The sequence below is a fragment of the Streptomyces sp. NPDC048018 genome (assembly GCF_043202995.1).
Classification (GTDB): domain Bacteria; phylum Actinomycetota; class Actinomycetes; order Streptomycetales; family Streptomycetaceae; genus Streptomyces.
The window spans coordinates 538,898-556,447 of the sequence record NZ_JBIDBK010000004.1 but is presented as its reverse complement, the minus strand read 5'-3'; the positions used below and the strand labels follow the sequence as shown (position 1 = coordinate 556,447).

Genomic DNA, 17,550 nt, shown 5'->3' with positions numbered 1-17,550 from the left:
CATGGGTAACGCGGGAGTGAGCGAGACTCAACGCCGAGTGACGTCGAGGTGAATTGCAGGGGTCGGCCGGGGCCGGGAACGGCGCTGTCAGTGGGGAAACGTACGATCGAACGATGTCCGGTACCCCGTCCACCCCCACCTCCGGTTCGGTGAACTCTTCCCGTCGCGGCCGTCGCTCCTCCACCATGGGCGGCATGCCGCTCAACGACATGCCGTGGTGGCGCTGGCGCGCCAATGTGCGCTCGGCGCTGCACATGCTCTCGGACCCGGAGTTCCACGAGACGACCTGGCTGGCCGGCCAGGACGGGTTCGGCGACGTCACCGACGCCGTCTACCGACTGGTCGAGGACACCTGGCTGGACAGCTGGTCAGCCGAGAAGTACGTGGGGACGATCTTCCGCGACTCCGGCGAGGCCGCGCTCGTCGACGTGGCCGTGCTGCGGGTGCTGCGCATCATGCACCAGGTCGGCGCGGACGCCCCGGTCTCCGCGTACCTGGAGCACCACGGCTGGCCGGAGGCGGTACGGGCGGCCCGCGAGGCGCACGTACGGCTCGCGACGGCGGACGAGGAGGACCCGGACGCGCCGCCGCGCTCGCTGGAGGTCCTGCGCATCATGACGGGCGCGGCCTGAGGTCCGTCCGGCGCCGGTCCGGCGGTCGCCGGGGTTCCGCGCGCCGTTCGTCCGGCGGTCGCCGGGTCTCGGTGCGGTGTCCGTCCGGCGGTCGTCCGGCGTCCGTCAGACGGACGACGGGGCGGCCGGGCCCGCCCGGTGTGGCAGGCTAGCCGGATGACCGACCAGTACGTCCTCACCCTCTCGTGCCCGGACAAACAGGGCATCGTGCACGCCGTGTCGAGCTACCTCTTCATCACGGGATGCAACATCGAGGACAGTCAGCAGTTCGGAGACCGTGACACGGGTCTCTTCTTCATGCGGGTCCACTTCTCGGCCGAGTCCCCCGTCACGGTGGAGAAGCTGCGGGCGAGCTTCACGGCGGTCGGCGACGCCTTCCAGATGGACTGGCACATCGACCGGGCCGACGAGCCGATGCGGATCGTGCTGATGGTGTCGAAGTTCGGCCACTGCCTGAACGACCTGCTGTTCCGCTCCCGGATCGGCGCCCTGCCGGTCGAGATCGTCGCGGTCGTCTCCAACCACACCGACTTCGCCGAGCTGGTCGGCTCCTACGGCATCCCCTTCCGCCACATCCCGGTGACGAAGGACACCAAGCCGGCGGCGGAGGCGGAGCTGCTGGCCCTGGTGGAGGAGCAGAACGTCGAGCTGGTCGTCCTGGCCCGCTACATGCAGGTCCTCTCCGACGACCTGTGCAAGCGGCTCTCGGGCCGGATCATCAACATCCACCACTCCTTCCTCCCGAGCTTCAAGGGCGCCAAGCCCTACCACCAGGCGCATGCCCGCGGGGTGAAGCTGATCGGCGCGACGGCCCACTACGTGACGGCCGACCTCGACGAGGGCCCGATCATCGAGCAGGAGGTCGAGCGGGTCGGCCACGAGGTGACTCCGGACCAGCTGGTCGCCGTCGGCCGCGACGTGGAGTGCCAGGCGCTGGCCCGCGCGGTCAAGTGGCACGCGGAGCGCCGCATCCTCCTCAACGGGCGCCGCACCGTCGTCTTCGCCTGATCCGTCCCGGACGCGGCGGCTACAGCCGGCTCAGCGAGGCCGCGGCGAACAGCACGTCACGGATGGCCTCGCGGTCGCCGTCCTGGCCCGCCGCGGCCTCCTCGGGCGGGACGTGGCCCGCGACCAGCTGGCAGAACTCGACCGCGTCCATCGCCACCTGCGCCACCGCGTGGTCGCGCGAGCCGAGGGCCGCCGGTGAGTCCAGCGCGATGTACCAGTGGCCGCCGCCCGCGCCCTCGATCTCCAGGTGGAGCGAGCGGCCGGGCGCGCCGGCCGTGACGAGCTCGCGGGCCGGGGAGGCCAGGCCCGCGCGGCGCCGGCCGGCCAGGGCCGCCGGGAGCAGCCGGGCCGCCAGGTCGATCATGCCGTGCATGTGGGCGCCGGCCGGCGGGTCGTACGGATACGCCACCGCCTGCGCGATGTCCTCCGCGTGCACCCAGCACTCGAAGGCCCGCTCCAGGAGCGAGTCCCGCAGCGGCAGGGCGAAGTCCCCGTACGTCACCGTGAGGTCCGCCACCCCGCGGCCCGCGAACGAGACCGTGCGGATCAGGGTGTGGCTCTGCTCCCGCCAGGGCTCGCGGACGGTCCGGGTCGGCGGGCGGCTCGCGGAGTCCCAGTAGACGTCCGTCCGCTCGGTCGGCGACAGCTCGTCCGTGCCCGCGCCCAGCGGGTCGTCCAGCCCGAGGGAGGCGGCCACCAGGCCGTCCACCGCGAGCAGGTGGCCGATCACCCCGGCGACCGTCGTCTTCCGGTGCAGCCGGCGTTCGCCCTCGAACCACTTGAGCCGCACCGGCGCGTGCCACTCCGACTCGCCGATGTCCCGCAGCAGCGCGTCGAGCCGCGCGGTCTCCGCGTCGTAGGGCGTGGCCCAGGTCGGCACGGGGATGCGGGCCGGGCGCCGGCCCAGGCAGTTCTCCAGGACCCGGGAGCGCAGCAGCGGGTCGAGGTCCAGATCGCGCTCGGCGTGCAGCAGCCCGACCGCGTCGCGCAGCCGCAGCGCCTCGTCCGCGCAGGGGGCGCACTCGGTGAGGTGGTTCTCGACGGCCTGCGTCTCCTCGGCCGAGCAGGCCGACAGCGCCCATGCCCCGAGCAGCGACTTGAGCACGCGGTGGGGGAGTTCCGGGACCGGCCCGGCGACCTCGGCCGACGGCACGGCGGGCGCACCGGCGTCCGCGGGTCCCGGAGGCCCCTGGTCCGCTCCGGCGTCCCGGCCGCTCCGGGCGTCCCTCATGTCCTGGATGTCCCGCAGGGAGGACGTCAGGTCGGCGTGGTCGTCCGCGGCCGGCCGCGGGCCCGGTATCCAGGGGGCGCGTGCGGTCTCCTCGGGATCGTCGTTCGCCCCGGTCACAGTGCCCGTCCCAGGCCGCCGGTGCCGGGCGGCGAAGAGCCCTCCAGGGGGCGGGTGTTGGCCGTCGACAGCAGCTGCAGCCCGAGCCGCAGCCGACGCCGTGCCTCGTCCTCGGTCACCCCGAGGTCCGCCGCCGTCTGCCGGTAGTCCCGGCGCTGGAAGTAGGCCAGCTCCAGGGCCTGCCGCAGCGGGGTCGGCATGGACGTCACGATGTAGTCGGCGCGGGCCGCGACCGAGGCGCGGCGCACCTTCTGCTCCAGCTCCTCCGCCGAGCCCTCGCCGCGCTCCGCGTACGCCACGGCCTCGGCCTGCCGCAGCCGGTACACGGCCTGCCGCTGGGTCAGCCGGGCCACCCACGAACGCAGATTGCCCTGCTTGGGGTCGTACGCGTCGGGGTTCTCCCAGATGTAGCCGAAGACCTCGCGGGTGATCTGGTCGGCGGCCTCGTCGTCGTCGAGGACCCGGTGCGCGAGGCTGTGGACGAGGGAGGCGAAGCGGTCGTAGAGCTCGCCGAGCGCGGCCGCCTCACCACGCGCCAACCGCTGCTGCATCCTGCGGTCCCAGCGCGGTGGTGTGTTCTTCGCCGCCATTCGAAGCCCCTCCCGACAGCCCTCCCGACCCGAGTTCACGTTCCAAAGTAATGCGCCCGGACCCGGCGCACCTCTCTTTGCCGCAAGTGCGCCCTTGACGGATCGCCGAATGGTAAGGAAAGCGTCAACCGCGGCGGTTCGGGTTTCGATCAGGTCGCAGCGGGCAGCGGGAGGGGACAGGAAGCACTGCCTCCGCTTGAAAGGCGCCGCTCGTGACGATCCAGGTCGACGAGGACGAGCAGGAAACGTGGACCGTGCTGCGGATCAGCGGAGAGGTGGACCTGGTCTCCTCTCCGCTGATCCGCAGACGTGTCCACGCGGCCGTGGCCGGCGGACGCCACGACGTGGTCCTTGACCTGTCCGCGGTCCACTTCTGTGACTCCAGCGGCGTGGGCGTCCTCGTCGCCGCCCGGCGCCTCATGCGCTCCTGCGGCGGTCGCCTCCGGCTCATCCTGCCCGCCCGCGGCGCCGAGGACGGCGCCCACGTGAACCGGGTCCTCGCCGCGCTGGGCGTCCGCCGCCTCTTCGAGGTGTACGCGGACGTGCCGGCCGCCCTCGACGACACGGCCCCGCCCCTCTCGGCCTGACCGTCCCGCCCACGCCCGGACGCACGCCTCCCGGGAGCCGGCCCAGGCGCCCACCTAGGACCCCCCGAACCGCTCGCGCAGCTTGTACTTGAGCACCTTGCGCAGGGTGTCGTTCCGCGGCAGCGCGTCCACCACCTCCAGCTGCTCGGGCAGTTTGTGGACGGACAGGCCGGCCTCGCGCAGGAAGGCCGTCACCGACTCCAGGGTCAGCGGTGCGGCGCCCGGGGGCTGCTCGACGACCGCGCAGACCCGTTCGCCGCGCTCGGCGTCGGGCAGGCCGACGACGGCGGCGTCGCCGACGCCGGGATGTCCGTGGAGGAGGTCCTCGATCTCCTTGGCCGAGATGTTCTCGCCCTTGCGGATGATGATGTCCTTGATCCGCCCGGTCAGGACGAGATGGCCGCTCGCGGTCAGGTGTCCCACGTCTCCCGTGACGAGGAACCCGTCCGCGTCGAAGGCCGCCGCCGTCTGCGCCGGGTCGAGGTAGCCGCGGCAGACCGCCTCGCCGCGCAGCCGGACCTCGCCGTTCTCCGTGATGCGTATCTCCATGCCGGCGGGCGGGCGGCCCTCGGTCGTGGCCAGGTTCTCGGGGGTGTCGCCGGGGTCGCCCATGGTGATCATGGGGACCTCCGTCATGCCGTAGCCGTGGGTGAGCTGGCAGCCCATCTCCCGGACGACGGAGTGGTAGATCTCCGGCGGCTTGGGCGCGCCGCCGCCGGCGAGCAGCCGCAGGGTGGGGATGACCGGCTCGCCCGGCTGCTTGCGCTGCTCGGCGAGGAACATCGCGTAGAAGGCGGTGGACCCGCCGGCCACGGTGACCCCGTGCCTGCGGTACTCGTCCAGCGCGTCCGGCAGCGCGAAATGTTCGAACATGACGGCGGGGAATCCGTACAGCAGCAGCATGACGGTGTAGTCGGGGCCCGCGATGTGGGCGTAGGGGAAGGCCATCGAGCCGACGTCGGCCTCGCTCAGGTGCAGGGCGTGGGCCAGGCAGGAGCCGCCGGCGATCAGTGAACGGTCGGTGTGCAGGACCCCCTTGGGGTCGGAGGTGGTTCCGGAGGTCCAGTAGATCCAGCGCACGGAGGTGCCGTCGGCCGGCGGCGGCGGCAGGACGGCCGGGTCGCCCTCGGGCAGGGTCCCGTACGCCTCGAAGACCCCCCGCGCGCCGAGCCGGCGGGCCATCCCGGTGTGGTCGAAGCCGCGCCAGACGCCGGGCACCGCGAAGAACTCGGCGCCGGACTCGCGCAGCGCGAAGCCGACCTCCTTCTCCCGGTAGAAGGGGATGACCGGCGACTGCACGGCTCCGAGCCGGGCCAGCGCGAAGGAGAGCACCGCGGTCTCGATCCGGGTGGGCAGCTGCCAGGCGACGACGCTGCCGGGCCGCACCCCCCTGTCGTGGAGCCCGGCGGCGCAGCGCTCGGCGCGGTCGCGCAGTCCGCCGAAGGTGAGGGTGCGGTCCCCCTGGAGCAGGACGGGCCGGTCGGGGGTGAGGGCGGCCCGGCGCTCGACGAGCTCCCAGAGGGTCCGGGACGCGCCCAGGGCCCGTGCGGTTTCGGTCTCGGCTTCGCTCACGGCGGCTCCCCTGGCTGACGACTCCCCATAACTGACTATCCGTCAGATCGTGCGGAGAGCGTAGAGGGCCGGTCCTTGTCGGTCCAGGGGTGCGGGGCTAGCCTGATGCGGAGCCCGTATCTGACGGGTCATCAGGAACCGGAGGGGTCATGACGGAACTGCCCCGCATCATCAGCGTCGACGACCACGTGATCGAGCCCGCGCATCTCTTCGAGACCTGGCTGCCGGCCAGGTACCGGGACCGGGGGCCCCGGCCGCTGACCGCGGGGATCGGTGAGCTCGCGTACGTCGGCGGCAAGTACCGGATCACGATGGACCCCGACGGCCCGCCCACCGACTGGTGGATCTACGAGGACCTCCGGTTCCCGTACAAGCGGAACATCGCCGCCGTCGGCTTCGACCGCGACGACATGACCCTGGAGGGGATCACCCGCGAGGAGATGCGCCGCGGCTGCTGGGACCCGAAGGCCCGGCTCGCCGACATGGACCTCAACCACGTCGAGGCCTCGCTCTGCTTCCCCACCTTCCCTCGCTTCTGCGGGCAGACCTTCGCCGAGGCGCAGGACAAGGAGGTCGCCCTCGCCTGCGTCCGCGCCTACAACGACTGGATGGTCGAGGAGTGGTGCGGCGACAGCGGCGGCCGGCTCATCCCGCTGTGCATCATCCCGCTGTGGGACATCGACCTGGCGGTGGCCGAGATCCGGCGCAACGCGGCCCGCGGCGTCAAGGCCGTGACCTTCTCCGAGATCCCCACCCACCTCGGCCTGCCGTCGATCCACTCCGGCTACTGGGACCCCTTCTTCGCGGTCTGCCAGGAGACCGGGACCGTGGTCAACATGCACATCGGCTCGTCCAGCCAGATGCCCGCCGCCTCGCCCGACGCCCCGCCCGCCGTCCAGGCCTCGCTCAGCTTCAACAACGCGATGGCCTCGATGATGGACTTCCTCTTCAGCGGCGTGCTGGTGAGGTTCCCGCGGCTGAAGCTGGCCTACAGCGAAGGGCAGATGGGCTGGATCCCGTACGCCCTGGAGCGCGCCGACGACGTGTGGGAGGAGCACCGCGCCTGGGGCGGCGTCCGCGACCTGATCCCCGAACCGCCGTCCACGTACTACTACCGGCAGATCTTCTGCTGCTTCTTCCGCGACAAGCACGGCATCGCCTCGCTCGACGTCGTCGGCCGCGACAACGCCACCTTCGAGACCGACTACCCGCACGTCGACTCGACCTTCCCGCACACGAAGGAGGTCGCCCTCGACCATGTGAAGGGCCTCGACGACGAGACGGTCTACAAGCTGATGCGCGGCAACGCCATCCGCATGCTCGACCTCGGAATCGTCTGATGGAGCTCGCGTACACGGCGGAGGAGGAGGAGTTCCGGGCCCGGCTGCGGGAGTGGCTGGCCGCCGAGCTGCCGACCCTGCCGGACCGGCCCGACCCGCTCGACTGGCCGGGCCGGCGCGCCTACGACTGCGGCTGGCAGCGGCGGCTGTACGACGCCGGGTACGGGCACGTCCACTGGGACGCCTCCCCGACCCAGCGGCTGATCTTCCTGGAGGAGACCGAACGCGCCGGCGCCCCGTACGTCGGCGCCAACTTCGTCGGCCTCCTGCACGCCGGGCCCACGATCGCCGCCGAGGGGACGCCCGGGCAGCGGGAGCGCTGGCTGGATCCGGTGCTGCGCGGCGACGAGGTGTGGTGCCAGGGCTTCAGCGAGCCCGAGGCCGGCTCCGACCTGGCCTCCCTGCGGACCCGGGCGGTACGGGACGGGGACGCGTACGTCGTCAGCGGCCAGAAGATCTGGACCTCGCACGCCGAGGTCGCCGACTGGTGCGAACTCCTCGTGCGCACCGACCCGGACGCGCCGAAGCACCGCGGCATCACCTGGCTCGCGATGCCCATGGACACGCCCGGGATCACGGTCCGGCCGCTGCGGACCCTCGCCGGGTCGGCGGAGTTCGCCGAGATGTTCCTCGACGAGGTGCGGGTGCCGGTGGGCAACCGGGTGGGGGAGGAGAACGACGGCTGGCGGGTCACCATGGTGACCCTGTCCTTCGAGCGCGGCACGGCCTTCGTCGGCGAGGTCGTCGCCTGCCGCCGCGTCCTCGGCGAACTCGCCCGCGCGGCCCGCGGGAACGGGCGCTGGGACGACCCCGTGCTGCGCCGCCGGCTCGGCCGGCTCGGCGCCGAGTTCCAGGCCCTGTGGCGGCTGACCCAGTGGAACGTCAGCGAGGCCCAGGCGACCGGCGGGGTTCCCGGCGTCGGCGGCTCGGTCTTCAAGCTCCGCTACTCGCACGCCCGCCAGGAGCTGTACGCCGCGGCCGCCGCGGTCCTCGGGCCCGACGCCCTCGACCTGGGGCGCGACTGGAACCTGGACCGGCTGTCCTCCCTGTCGTACACCATCGCCGCGGGCACCTCGCAGATCCAGCAGAACATCGTCGCCGAGCGCATCCTCGGCCTGCCGAAGGGCCGGTGACCGCCGCATGGACTTCCGACTCACCGAGGACCAGCGGGCGTTGCGGCGCGGGGTGCGGGAGCTGCTCGACCGCCGCTTCGGCCGGGACGCGCTGCGGGCCGCCGTCGACGCGGGCGGCGTGCTCGACCGTGCCCTGTGGCGCGAGCTCGGCGCGGCCGGCTTCTTCGCGCTGCGGCTGCCGGAGGACGAGGGCGGGGTGGGGCTCGGCCTCCCCGAGGCGGTGCTCCTCTTCGAGGAGGCGGGCCGGGCCCTGCTGCCGGGGCCGCTGATCGCGACGCACCTCGCGGCGGGCCGGGTGGCGGGGGCCGCGGAGGGGGAGGTCGTGGTCGCGGCGGCCGACGGGGAGCTCGTCGAGTGGCTGGACGCGGCGGACGCGGTGCTCGGCCCGGTCGGGGGCGCCGCACCGGTCCGGTCGGTGGATCCGCTGACGCCCCTGCACCGGCTGCCCGCCCCGGCCGCTCCGCCGGGGGACGAGGCGTCCCTGCTCACCGCGGCCGAACAGCTCGGCAGCGCCGCCCGGACCACGGAGCTGGCCGTCGGCCACGCCCGGAGCCGGGAGCAGTTCGGACAGGCGATCGGCGCCTTCCAGGCCGTCAAGCACCTGTGCGCGCAGATGCTCGTACGAACGGAGGTCGCCCGGGCCGCGGTCTACGCGGCGGCCGTCACGGCCGATCCGGTCGAGATCGCCGGGGCCCGGCTGCTCGCGGACGAGGCGGCGGTGGACGGTGCCCGGGACTGCCTGCAGGTGCACGGGGGGATGGGCTTCACCTGGGAGGCGGATGTGCACCTGCATCTGAAGCGGGCGTGGGTGCGGGCCGAGCGCGGGGGGTCGGGGGCGGCGGCGGAGGAGTCGGTGGCGGCGGCGCTGTGACGGCCGGGTGGTCACGGGATCACGCAGCGTCGATATCGGGTTGTGTCCTGCGGCGCGGTCGTCACGGGCCGGAGTCGGCTCCCCGCTCGGGTACGCTCCGTGAGATGCGAGTGATTGCGTGTCCGGATCGCGCCGGTGCCGCCCCTGCGGCGGCTCCGCGGTCGGGAATGCCCGCCGCTCGCACGCCCTGGCGGCCTGGCGCGCGCCTCTGTTCGACTCCCCGCAACGCGCGTCGCACAGTATGGACCATGCGTACTCCTTCGCGCTGGAATATGCCCGAAGCGCTTGTTGCGGTGACTGTACGTCAACCATGCTGTCTCACAAGGGAATCACGTTCCGTTAGGTCGTCGAGGACGCCGGTTCGGATGGTGTGAACGGTGCAGGTGCTTCAGGTTCAGTTGGAGGTCGGGCCGGACCCGGCAGAGGTGGGGCGCGCCCGACGGTGGGCGCGGTCGCGACTGGTCGGCTCGGGGATACGGGACGACGAGCCGCTGGCGGAGACGCTGGTGCTGCTCATCTCCGAACTCGTGACGAACGCCGTGGTGCACACGGGCTGCCCGGCGGTGCTGCGGATGCTCTTCGGCGGCGCCGGGGTGCGGGTCGAGGTCGCCGACACGAGCGACCGCCCGCCGCGGCCACGGCACGCGGACGGCGAGGACACCAACGGACGCGGCCTGGAGCTGGTGGACGGGCTGGCGGACCGCTGGGGTTGGCAGCGTGAGGGCGCCGGCAAGAGCATCTGGTGCGAGGTGGACCGCGCTCCGAGTGCCGGACCCGTCCCGCAGGTGTCACCCGCCCGGGTGCACTGTTGACGGTTCGTGGCGAATTGATCACCCTTGGGTGAGCGATTCGTTCTGCGAGGGGAGTCGAGGGGCCCGGCCCCTCGACGAGTGCGGGTCGTGACGGGTGGCGGCGGTCGTGCCGTGCTCGGGGCGCGCGCGAGTGCGCCGCCACCCGCGAACGCTCCTGTGCGGCGCCGGGGTCGGCGCGTTCAGAGGACCGCGACCGGGGCCACCGGTGTGCCCGTGCCGCCCACGAAGGGCTCGGGCATCGCGGAGAGCAGGAAGCCGTAGCGGCGTTCCTGTGCACAGGCTGTGGACAACTTTTCCAGATTCCAGTTCTGGCCCTGGAGCATGCCCATCTCGACGAGGTGGAGGGCGTGCACGGGCAGCCACAGGTTCTCGATCTCGGGCGGGAAGATCTCGAAGGTGAGCGTGTCGTTGGCGACGGCCGCCACGTCCCGGGCGTGGAACCACTCGGGCGTCCGGACGGACAGGCCGGGTGACGGGAACGCGTAACCGTGCCGGTCGCCGGCCAGATAGGCCTGGAGCTGTCCGGTGCGCACGAGCACGATGTCCCCGGCCCGGACGGTGACCCCGCCGAACTCGGCGGCCTCGTCCAGGTCTTCCGGGGTGACGGCGTGGTCGCCGGGCAGCCGGTCGACACCCTTGGCCGCCGCCACGTCGAGCAGGACGCCGCGGCTGACGACGTGCCGTGCGGTGTGGATGCCGCTGAACTCGGAGCGCCCGTGCGGGGTGATGGTCGCGGCGGGGCGCCCGTTGTAGATCCGGCCCGAGTGCGAGACGTGGGTGAGGGCGTCCCAGTGGGTCCCCGCCTGGAGGCCGAGGGTCACGGCGTCGTCGCTGGTGGCGACGGTGCCGGGGCCGAAGAGTTCCTGGTTGACCTGCACCATGACGTGCAGCGGGTTGACCCGGCCGGGGATCACGCCGGTCTGCACGCCGTCCTGTTTGAGGTCGACGGCGAGCGGGACGCGCAGGCCGGTGCGGACGGTCGCGACCGCCTCCCGCACCACCTCGTCGGTGATCAGGTTGAGGGTGCCGATCTCGTCGTCCCGGCCCCAGCGCCCCCAGTTGTTCACGCGCTTGGCGAGGTCGTGAAACGCGCGAGGGAGGGTCGGGAGAGGAGGGGCCGGGGGGGCCTGGGGGTCCGGGGGGTGAGGGGGCGGGGTGGACATCGGGCGCCTCCGGGGTCTTGTTCTCCGGTATCTGACGGGTCGTAGAATCCTGTCGACGAATGAATCTAACGGACCGTCAGAAAATGCGGGAAGGGGCCGGGCGTGGGGAACTTCTTGGCAGGAAAGGTCGTCGCCGTGACGGGCGCGGGCCGGGGGATCGGTCGTGCGGTCGCCCTCGCCTGCGCGGCGGAGGGCGCGAAGGTCGTCGTCAACGACTACGGCGTCTCCGTCGAGGGCGGCGAACCGACGAGCGAGATCGCCGAGTCCGTCGTCAAGGAGATCGAGGCGGCGGGCGGCGCGGCCGTGGCCGTCGCCGACGACATCTCGACGATGGCGGGCGGACAGCGCGTGGTCGACGTGGCGCTCGCCGAGTACGGGCGGATCGACGGGGTGGTCTGCGTCGCGGGCATCCTGCGCGAGCGCATGCTCTTCAACATGTCCGAGGAGGAGTGGGACCCCGTGGTCGCCACGCATCTGAAGGGCACCTTCACCCTCTTCCGGGCCGCGTCCGCCGTGATGCGGCGGCAGGCTTCCGGGACGCTCATCGGCTTCACCAGCGGCAACCACCAGGGCTCGGTCGCCCAGGCCAACTACTCCGCGGCCAAGGGCGGCATCATCTCCCTGGTCCGCAGCGCCGCGCTCGGGCTGCACAAGTACGGCGTGACGGCCAACGCCGTCGCCCCGGTGGCCCGCACCCGGATGTCGGCCAACGTCCCCATGGAGCTCAAGGAGATCGGCGAGCCCGAGGACGTCGCCGCGCTCGTCGTCTACCTGCTCTCCGACCGGGCCAGGGCCGAGCGGATCACCGGCCAGGTCTACACGATCGCCGGGCCCAAGATCGCGGTCTGGGCCCAGCCGCGCGAACTGCGCGCCGGCTACGCGGAGGGCGGCGCCTGGACCCCGGAGCGGATCGCGGACTTCCTGCCGGGGACGGTGGGGACCGACCCCATGCCGATGCTCCGGCAGCTGGAGGAGATGGCCCGTGCGGCCGCTGCCGGTGACCGCCCCAACGCCCGTGAGGGGAAGGGATCATGAGGGGTGTCGTCTTCGACGGCGAGCGGGTCCTGGTCGTCGACGACCTGGAGGTCCGTGCGCCCGGCCCCGGCGAGGTGCTCGTCGGCGTCGCCGCCGCGGGGCTCTGTCACAGCGATCTGTCCGTCGTCGACGGCACGATCCCCTTCCCGTCGCCCGTGGTCCTCGGGCACGAGGGCGCCGGTGTCGTCGAGGCCGTCGGCCCCGGCGTCACCCACGTCGCCCCCGGCGACCACGTCGCCCTGTCCACCCTCGCCAACTGCGGGGCCTGCGCCGACTGCGACCGGGGCCGCCCCACCATGTGCCGCAAGGCGATCGGCATGCCGGGGCAGCCGTTCTCCCGGGGCGGCACGCCGCTGTTCCAGTTCGCCGCCAACTCCTCCTTCGCCGAACGGACCGTCGTCAAGGCCGTCCAGGCGGTGAGGATCCCCGAGGCGATCCCCCTCGCCTCCGCCGCCCTCATGGGCTGCGGCGTCCTCACCGGCGTCGGCGCCGTGCTCAACCGCGCCAGGGTCGACCGGGGCGAGAGCGTCGTCGTCATCGGCACCGGCGGCATCGGCCTCAACGTCCTCCAGGGCGCCCGGATCGCCGGCGCGACGACGATCGTGGCCGTCGACACCAACCCGGCCAAGGAGGGGCCCGCCCGGCGGTTCGGCGCCACGCACTTCCTGACGTCCACCGACGCCGTACGGGAGGTCCTGCCCACCGGCGCCGACCACGTCTTCGAGTGCGTCGGGCACACGGCGCTCGTCCGCGCCGCCGTCGACCTGCTCGACCGCCACGGGCAGGCGATCCTGCTCGGCATGACGGCGCCGAAGGCCGAGGCGACGTTCCTGCCGGCCGCGATGTTCCTCGACAAGTCCATCCTGGGCTGCCGTTACGGCTCCTCCCGGCCGCAGAAGGACATCGCGCTCTACGCCGAGCTGTACGGGGCGGGACGCCTCCTGCTCGACGAACTGGTCACCACCACCTACCCGGTCGAGGACTTCGCCCGGGCGGTGGCGGACATGGAGCAGGGGAAGGTGGCGCGGGGCGTGCTCACCTTCTGAGGGCTCGCGCCCGCACGGCCGGCGTCAGGCGGGTGAGTCCGCCGCCCGGAAGGTGCGCCGGTAGGCCGTCGGGGTCACGCCGATCGCCGACTGCAGGTGCACCCGCAGCGACTGGGCGGTGCCGAAACCGGCGTCGTGGGCGATCTGGTCGACCGGCAGGTCCGTGGACTCCAGCAGGTGCCGGGCACGTTCCACGCGCTGCTGGGTGAGCCACTGGCCGGGGCTGACACCGACCTCGTCACGGAAGCGGCGGGTGAAGGTCCGCACGCTCATCGACTCCCGTACGGCCAGGTCCCGCAGCTGGATGGGCTCGTGGAGGTGGGCGAGCGCCCAGGCGCGGGCCGCGGTCGTGGTCGAGGTCCCCGGCTCGGGCACCGGCCGCGCGATGAACTGCGCCTGGCCGCCGTCCCGGTGCGGGGGTACGACGGTGCGCCGGGCCACCTCGTTGGCGACGGCCGTGCCGTGGTCGCGGCGCACGATGTGCAGGCACAGGTCGATGCCCGCGGCGACGCCGGCCGAGGTGAGCACGTCGCCGTCGTCCACGAACAGCACGTCCGCGTCCACCCGCACCTTCGGGAAGAGCCGCTGGAAGTGGTCCGCGGAGGCCCAGTGGGTGGTGGCGGGGCGCCCGTCGAGGAATCCGGCGGCGGCGAGCACGTAGCCGCCGGTGCAGATGGAGACGAGCCGCGTGCCGGGCCGGATGTGCGTGAGGGCCGCCGCGAGCTCGGGGCCGAGCCTGCCCTCCTCGTACACCGGGCCGAGCTCGTAGGAGGCGGGGACGACGACCGTGTCGGCCGTGGCCAGGATCTCGGGGCCGTGCTCGACGTGCACGGAGAAGTCGGCGTCCGTCGGGACCGGGCCGGGGGCGGTCGCGCAGGTCACCGTCTCGTACAGCGGCCGGCCCGCCGGGTCCTTGGCCCGCCCGAAGATCCGGTGGGGGATCCCCAGTTCGAAGGGGAGGAGGCCGGGGAGGGCGAGGACGGCGACGCGATGGGGTCGCAGGGGCCGCACGGGTCGCACAGTGAGATCCCTCCGTAAAAGAGTGGTGGTCCAGACCACGCCCTGGTACGTGTGTCTGTTCGTGACGGACAACACGTACCAGTCTGAGGCCGCCGAACGGATTCCCGTACCGGGGCCGCCCCCCGAATCCGGACGGGCCGGGCCGCCCGCCCTGTGGAACCGCAACTTCCGGCTCTTCTTCGTCGCCCGCGCGGTCGCCGTCCTCGGTGAGGGCATGGTCCCGGTCGCCTTCGCCGCCGGACTCATCGGAGCCGGGCACTCCGGCTCCGCCGTCGGCTACGCGCTCGGCCTGTGGACCGCCGCCTTCGCCTGCTTCGTGCTCTTCGGCGGGGTGCTCGCCGACCGTTTCAGCGCCCGCCGGATGATGATCACCGCCGATCTGATCCGGCTGCCCGGCACCGTGCTGCTCGCGGTCGCCTTCGCGCTCGGCAGTCCCCCGCTGTGGGCCGTGTACGCGCTGTCCGTGGTCAGCGGCGTCGGCGCCGCGCTCTTCCAGCCCGGCGTCGCCTCCACGATCCCCCGCATCGCCCCCGACGTGCAGCGCGCCAACGCCGTCCTGCGGGTCGTCGAGGCCCTGATGACGATGGCGGGCCCGGCCCTCGCCGGTCTGCTCGTCGCCCTGTGGAACGCGGGCGCGGCCTGGGCCGTCAACGCCTCCGTCTTCGCGGTCAGCGCCGTCTGCTTCCTCCTCATGCGGATCGCCCCGGTGCCCTCCGACACCGTCCGGCGCGGCTCGATGCTCGCGGAACTGGCAGTCGGCTGGCGGGAGTTCCGCTCCCGCAGCTGGCTGTGGGGCGTGATCGCCATCTGGACCGTCTACGGTCTGACCGTCGCCGGCCCGATGGTGCCGCTCACCGCGAGCCTGGTCACCGAGGACCACGGCTCGGCGACGTACGGCGTGCTGATGGCGGTCGGCGGCGCGGGCAGTGCCGCCGGCGGGCTGCTCGCCCTGCGGCTGCGTCCGGTCCGCCCGCTCGCCGCCGGTGCGGTCGCGCTGCTCGGTCTGCCGGTCAGCCTGACGCTGCTCGGTACGGGCGCGCCGGTGCCGCTGCTCGGTGCGGGTCAGTTCGTCGGCGGCGCGGCCTTCGCCTTCTGGCTGGTCATGTGGTCGACCTCGGTCCAGACGCACGTCCCGCAGGACGCGCTGAACCGTATGCACGCGTACGACGTGGCCGGATCCCTGCTGATGATGGGCGTCGGCCGGGCCCTGTCGGGTCCGGTGGCGGCCGTGGTGGGCACGCACGAGGTGCTGCTCTCGGGGGCGGGCATCGCGGTGCTGGTGGTGGTGGCGCTACTGGCGGTGCGCCCGATCAGGACGCTGCCGAGGGCGGCGCCCCGGGGGTGACCGGACATGGCCCGATCCGTTGGAAAGCTGTCATTCGGGCCAATGGCGTGGCCGGGCCCGACCGGCGAGTCTGGGTGACGTGACCCAGACAACCGAGACCCCCGCCGCCTCCGGCCCGCCCCCCACCCGTGTTCCCGGCGGTCCCGGCCGCGCGCCCCGCGTCCACCGGGCGTGGTTCGTCGCCGCCGTCACCTTCGTCACGATCATCGGCGCGGCGGCCTTCGCCTCCCTGCCCGGGCTGCTCATCGAGCCGCTGCACGGGGAGTTCCACTGGTCGCGCGGCGCGATCGGCTTCGCGGTCTCGGTGAACCTGGCGCTGTACGGCCTGACGGCACCGTTCGCGGCCGCGCTCATGGACCGCTTCGGCATCCGCCGGGTCGTCGCGGCGGCGCTGAGCGTCATCGCGCTCGGCTCGCTCCTGACCGTGTGGATGACGGCGACCTGGCAGCTGGTCCTCTACTGGGGCGTCCTCGTCGGCCTCGGCAGCGGCTCCATGGCGCTCGCCTTCGCCGCGACGGTCACCAACCGCTGGTTCGTGGCGAGGCGCGGCCTGGTCACCGGCATCCTCACGGCGGCCGGCGCCTCCGGCCAGCTGGTCTTCCTGCCGCTGCTGTCCTGGCTGGTCGAGCACCACGGCTGGCGCCCGGCCGCCGTGACCGTCGCCCTCGCGGCGCTCGCCGTCGTCCCGTTCGTGTGGCTGCTGCTGCGCGACCATCCGGCCGACACGGGCCTCGCCCCGTACGGCGGGGAGTACGCCGAGAAGCCGGCGCCCGTCACCGGTGCCGCGCGCCGCGCGGTCACCGTCCTCCTCAAGGCGGCCCGCACCGGCCCGTTCTGGCTGCTCGCCGGCACCTTCGCGATCTGCGGCGCCTCCACGAACGGCCTCGTCAAGACCCACTTCGTGCCCGCCGCCCACGACCACGGCATGCCCGTCCAGGCGGCGGCCGGACTCCTCGCGGTCATCGGCGTCTTCGACGTCGTCGGCACGATCGCCTCCGGCTGGTTCACCGACCGCTTCTCGCCGCGCCGCCTGCTCGCCGTCTACTACGCCCTGCGCGGCGTCTCGCTCCTCTTCCTCCCGATGCTCATGGCCCCCTCCGTGCACCCGCCGATGCTCTTCTTCATCGTCTTCTACGGTCTCGACTGGGTCGCCACGGTCCCGCCGACCATCGCCCTGTGCCGTGAGCACTACGGCGAGGACAGCGCCATCGTCTTCGGCTGGGTCCTCGCCTCCCACCAGGTCGGCGCCGCCGTCATCGCCTTCGCGGGCGGCGTCGCCCGCGACGTCTTCGGCTCGTACGACCTCGTCTGGTACGCCTCGGGTGCCCTGTGCGCGGCGGCGGCGCTGATGGCCCTGGTGATCCGGCGCCCCGGCGCGCGGCCGCTCCCGGCGGTCTGACCCGGTTCGCGGCGGCCGGCCGCGGGCGGGCGTCTCCGGGGGCCGGGTCAGCCCTCGAAGCGCCCGAACCGCCCCCGGTGGAACAGCAGCGGGTCCCCGCCTCCGGCGGTGGCGCCCAGCGCCTCCACCCGGCCCACCACGATGAGGTGGTCGCCGCCCGTGTGGACCGTCGCGATCGTGCAGTCCACCCAGGCCGGGGCGTCCGGGAGCAGCGGCGACCCGGTCGACGGGGCCGGGGTCCAGTCCACGCCCGCGAACTTGTCCGCGCCGCTCACCGCGAACGCCCGGCACAGCCCGCCCTGTCGCGCCCCCAGGATGTTGACGCAGAAGCGCCCGGCGCGGGCGATCCGCGGCCAGGTCGTCGACGTGCGGGCGACCATGAAGGCGATCAGCGGCGGGTCGAGCGACAGCGAGGCGAAGGACTGGCAGGCGAAGCCGGCCGGGCCGTCGGCGTCGAGGGCGGTCACGATCGTGACGCCGCTCGCGAAGTGCCCCAGCACCCGCCGGAACTCGGCCGGATCGACGGGCAGCCGCTCGTCGTCCCGTACCGCCCGGAGCGCGGGTCGGGGCAGGGGTTCCACGGCCGTGGGCGCTCCGGCCGACCTGAGGTATCGGACGGCGGTGGCCGCCATCCCAGCGTGTCCCATCA

Annotated in this window: 17 protein-coding genes; 11 read left to right on the top strand and 6 right to left on the bottom strand. The window is 73.2% G+C overall.

Going from position 1 to position 17,550, the window contains the following annotated elements:
- Window positions 1–113 precede the first annotated feature (113 nt).
- Both ACGF1Z_RS18540 and purU read left to right on the top strand, forming a co-directional pair.
- Window positions 114–632, top strand: a complete 519-nt coding sequence (locus ACGF1Z_RS18540; RefSeq protein ID WP_393005135.1) for a hypothetical protein — start codon at window positions 114–116, stop codon at window positions 630–632.
- Window positions 633–788: 156 nt separating this feature from the next.
- Complete coding sequence (purU, locus tag ACGF1Z_RS18535; protein ID WP_393005133.1) at window positions 789–1,640, top strand: formyltetrahydrofolate deformylase; 852 nt, start codon at window positions 789–791, stop codon at window positions 1,638–1,640.
- 19 nt (window positions 1,641–1,659) lie between these two features.
- Here the strand turns inward: purU and ACGF1Z_RS18530 are convergent, their stop codons facing one another.
- Together ACGF1Z_RS18530 and ACGF1Z_RS18525 are read right to left on the bottom strand one after the other, a co-directional pair.
- Window positions 1,660–2,988: a zf-HC2 domain-containing protein gene (locus ACGF1Z_RS18530; protein ID WP_393005131.1), complete on the bottom strand. Its 1,329-nt coding sequence runs from the start codon at window positions 2,986–2,988 to the stop codon at window positions 1,660–1,662.
- Window positions 2,985–3,578, bottom strand: a complete 594-nt coding sequence (locus ACGF1Z_RS18525; protein WP_393005129.1) for a sigma-70 family RNA polymerase sigma factor — start codon at window positions 3,576–3,578, stop codon at window positions 2,985–2,987. The genes ACGF1Z_RS18530 and ACGF1Z_RS18525 overlap by 4 nt, the downstream gene beginning before the upstream one ends.
- A gap of 212 nt (window positions 3,579–3,790) precedes the next feature.
- On the opposite strand from ACGF1Z_RS18525, the gene ACGF1Z_RS18520 reads away from it, so the two are divergent.
- Window positions 3,791–4,165: an STAS domain-containing protein gene (locus ACGF1Z_RS18520; protein ID WP_393005127.1), complete on the top strand. Its 375-nt coding sequence runs from the start codon at window positions 3,791–3,793 to the stop codon at window positions 4,163–4,165.
- 54 nt (window positions 4,166–4,219) lie between these two features.
- Here ACGF1Z_RS18520 and ACGF1Z_RS18515 read toward each other — a convergent pair whose 3' ends face one another.
- Window positions 4,220–5,737, bottom strand: a complete 1,518-nt coding sequence (locus ACGF1Z_RS18515) for a class I adenylate-forming enzyme family protein (protein WP_393005125.1) — start codon at window positions 5,735–5,737, stop codon at window positions 4,220–4,222.
- A gap of 149 nt (window positions 5,738–5,886) precedes the next feature.
- On the opposite strand from ACGF1Z_RS18515, the gene ACGF1Z_RS18510 reads away from it, so the two are divergent.
- From ACGF1Z_RS18510 to ACGF1Z_RS18495, 4 genes are all read left to right on the top strand, one after another.
- On the top strand, window positions 5,887–7,077 hold the full coding sequence (locus tag ACGF1Z_RS18510) for an amidohydrolase family protein (protein WP_393005123.1): 1,191 nt from the start codon (window positions 5,887–5,889) through the stop codon (window positions 7,075–7,077).
- The gene (locus ACGF1Z_RS18505; protein WP_393005121.1) at window positions 7,077–8,210 is read left to right on the top strand and encodes an acyl-CoA dehydrogenase family protein; all 1,134 of its coding nucleotides are present in this window, start codon (window positions 7,077–7,079) and stop codon (window positions 8,208–8,210) included. Before ACGF1Z_RS18510 ends, ACGF1Z_RS18505 begins: the two co-directional genes overlap by 1 nt.
- A gap of 7 nt (window positions 8,211–8,217) precedes the next feature.
- Complete coding sequence (locus ACGF1Z_RS18500) at window positions 8,218–9,081, top strand: acyl-CoA dehydrogenase family protein (protein WP_393005119.1); 864 nt, start codon at window positions 8,218–8,220, stop codon at window positions 9,079–9,081.
- A gap of 377 nt (window positions 9,082–9,458) precedes the next feature.
- Window positions 9,459–9,893, top strand: coding sequence for an ATP-binding protein (locus ACGF1Z_RS18495; RefSeq protein WP_393005117.1), 435 nt, complete (start codon window positions 9,459–9,461; stop codon window positions 9,891–9,893).
- Between the two features lie 179 nt (window positions 9,894–10,072).
- On the opposite strand, the gene ACGF1Z_RS18490 is transcribed toward ACGF1Z_RS18495, so the two are convergent.
- Window positions 10,073–11,056, bottom strand: coding sequence for a cyclase family protein (locus ACGF1Z_RS18490; protein ID WP_393005115.1), 984 nt, complete (start codon window positions 11,054–11,056; stop codon window positions 10,073–10,075).
- 102 nt (window positions 11,057–11,158) lie between these two features.
- Between ACGF1Z_RS18490 and ACGF1Z_RS18485 the strand changes: the two genes are divergently transcribed.
- Together ACGF1Z_RS18485 and ACGF1Z_RS18480 are read left to right on the top strand one after the other, a co-directional pair.
- Window positions 11,159–12,091, top strand: coding sequence for an SDR family oxidoreductase (locus ACGF1Z_RS18485; RefSeq protein WP_393005113.1), 933 nt, complete (start codon window positions 11,159–11,161; stop codon window positions 12,089–12,091).
- The gene (locus ACGF1Z_RS18480; protein WP_393005111.1) at window positions 12,088–13,137 is read left to right on the top strand and encodes a Zn-dependent alcohol dehydrogenase; all 1,050 of its coding nucleotides are present in this window, start codon (window positions 12,088–12,090) and stop codon (window positions 13,135–13,137) included. Before ACGF1Z_RS18485 ends, ACGF1Z_RS18480 begins: the two co-directional genes overlap by 4 nt.
- A gap of 24 nt (window positions 13,138–13,161) precedes the next feature.
- Here ACGF1Z_RS18480 and ACGF1Z_RS18475 read toward each other — a convergent pair whose 3' ends face one another.
- Entirely contained in the window at window positions 13,162–14,139 is a 978-nt protein-coding gene (locus ACGF1Z_RS18475) for a GlxA family transcriptional regulator (RefSeq protein WP_393005662.1), read from the bottom strand.
- Between the two features lie 73 nt (window positions 14,140–14,212).
- Between ACGF1Z_RS18475 and ACGF1Z_RS18470 the strand changes: the two genes are divergently transcribed.
- Both ACGF1Z_RS18470 and ACGF1Z_RS18465 read left to right on the top strand, forming a co-directional pair.
- Window positions 14,213–15,502, top strand: coding sequence for an MFS transporter (locus ACGF1Z_RS18470; protein ID WP_393005660.1), 1,290 nt, complete (start codon window positions 14,213–14,215; stop codon window positions 15,500–15,502).
- A 79-nt stretch (window positions 15,503–15,581) separates the two neighbouring features.
- Window positions 15,582–16,901: an MFS transporter gene (locus ACGF1Z_RS18465; RefSeq protein WP_393005109.1), complete on the top strand. Its 1,320-nt coding sequence runs from the start codon at window positions 15,582–15,584 to the stop codon at window positions 16,899–16,901.
- A 47-nt stretch (window positions 16,902–16,948) separates the two neighbouring features.
- Here ACGF1Z_RS18465 and ACGF1Z_RS18460 read toward each other — a convergent pair whose 3' ends face one another.
- Complete coding sequence (locus ACGF1Z_RS18460) at window positions 16,949–17,533, bottom strand: flavin reductase family protein (RefSeq protein ID WP_382478768.1); 585 nt, start codon at window positions 17,531–17,533, stop codon at window positions 16,949–16,951.
- Window positions 17,534–17,550 lie beyond the last annotated feature (17 nt).

Excerpts from the sequence above, each read along its gene's own strand:
- ACGF1Z_RS18480 (WP_393005111.1), top strand. The coding sequence starts at position 12,088 with ATGAGGGGTGTCGTCTTCGACGGCGAGCGGGTCCTGGTCGTCGACGAC.
- ACGF1Z_RS18525 (WP_393005129.1), bottom strand. The coding sequence starts at position 3,578 with ATGGCGGCGAAGAACACACCACCGCGCTGGGACCGCAGGATGCAGCAG.
- ACGF1Z_RS18540 (WP_393005135.1), top strand. The coding sequence starts at position 114 with ATGTCCGGTACCCCGTCCACCCCCACCTCCGGTTCGGTGAACTCTTCC.
- ACGF1Z_RS18500 (WP_393005119.1), top strand. The coding sequence starts at position 8,218 with ATGGACTTCCGACTCACCGAGGACCAGCGGGCGTTGCGGCGCGGGGTG.
- ACGF1Z_RS18460 (WP_382478768.1), bottom strand. The coding sequence starts at position 17,533 with ATGGCGGCCACCGCCGTCCGATACCTCAGGTCGGCCGGAGCGCCCACG.
- ACGF1Z_RS18505 (WP_393005121.1), top strand. The coding sequence starts at position 7,077 with ATGGAGCTCGCGTACACGGCGGAGGAGGAGGAGTTCCGGGCCCGGCTG.
- purU (WP_393005133.1), top strand. The coding sequence starts at position 789 with ATGACCGACCAGTACGTCCTCACCCTCTCGTGCCCGGACAAACAGGGC.
- ACGF1Z_RS18490 (WP_393005115.1), bottom strand. The coding sequence starts at position 11,056 with ATGTCCACCCCGCCCCCTCACCCCCCGGACCCCCAGGCCCCCCCGGCC.
- ACGF1Z_RS18510 (WP_393005123.1), top strand. The coding sequence starts at position 5,887 with ATGACGGAACTGCCCCGCATCATCAGCGTCGACGACCACGTGATCGAG.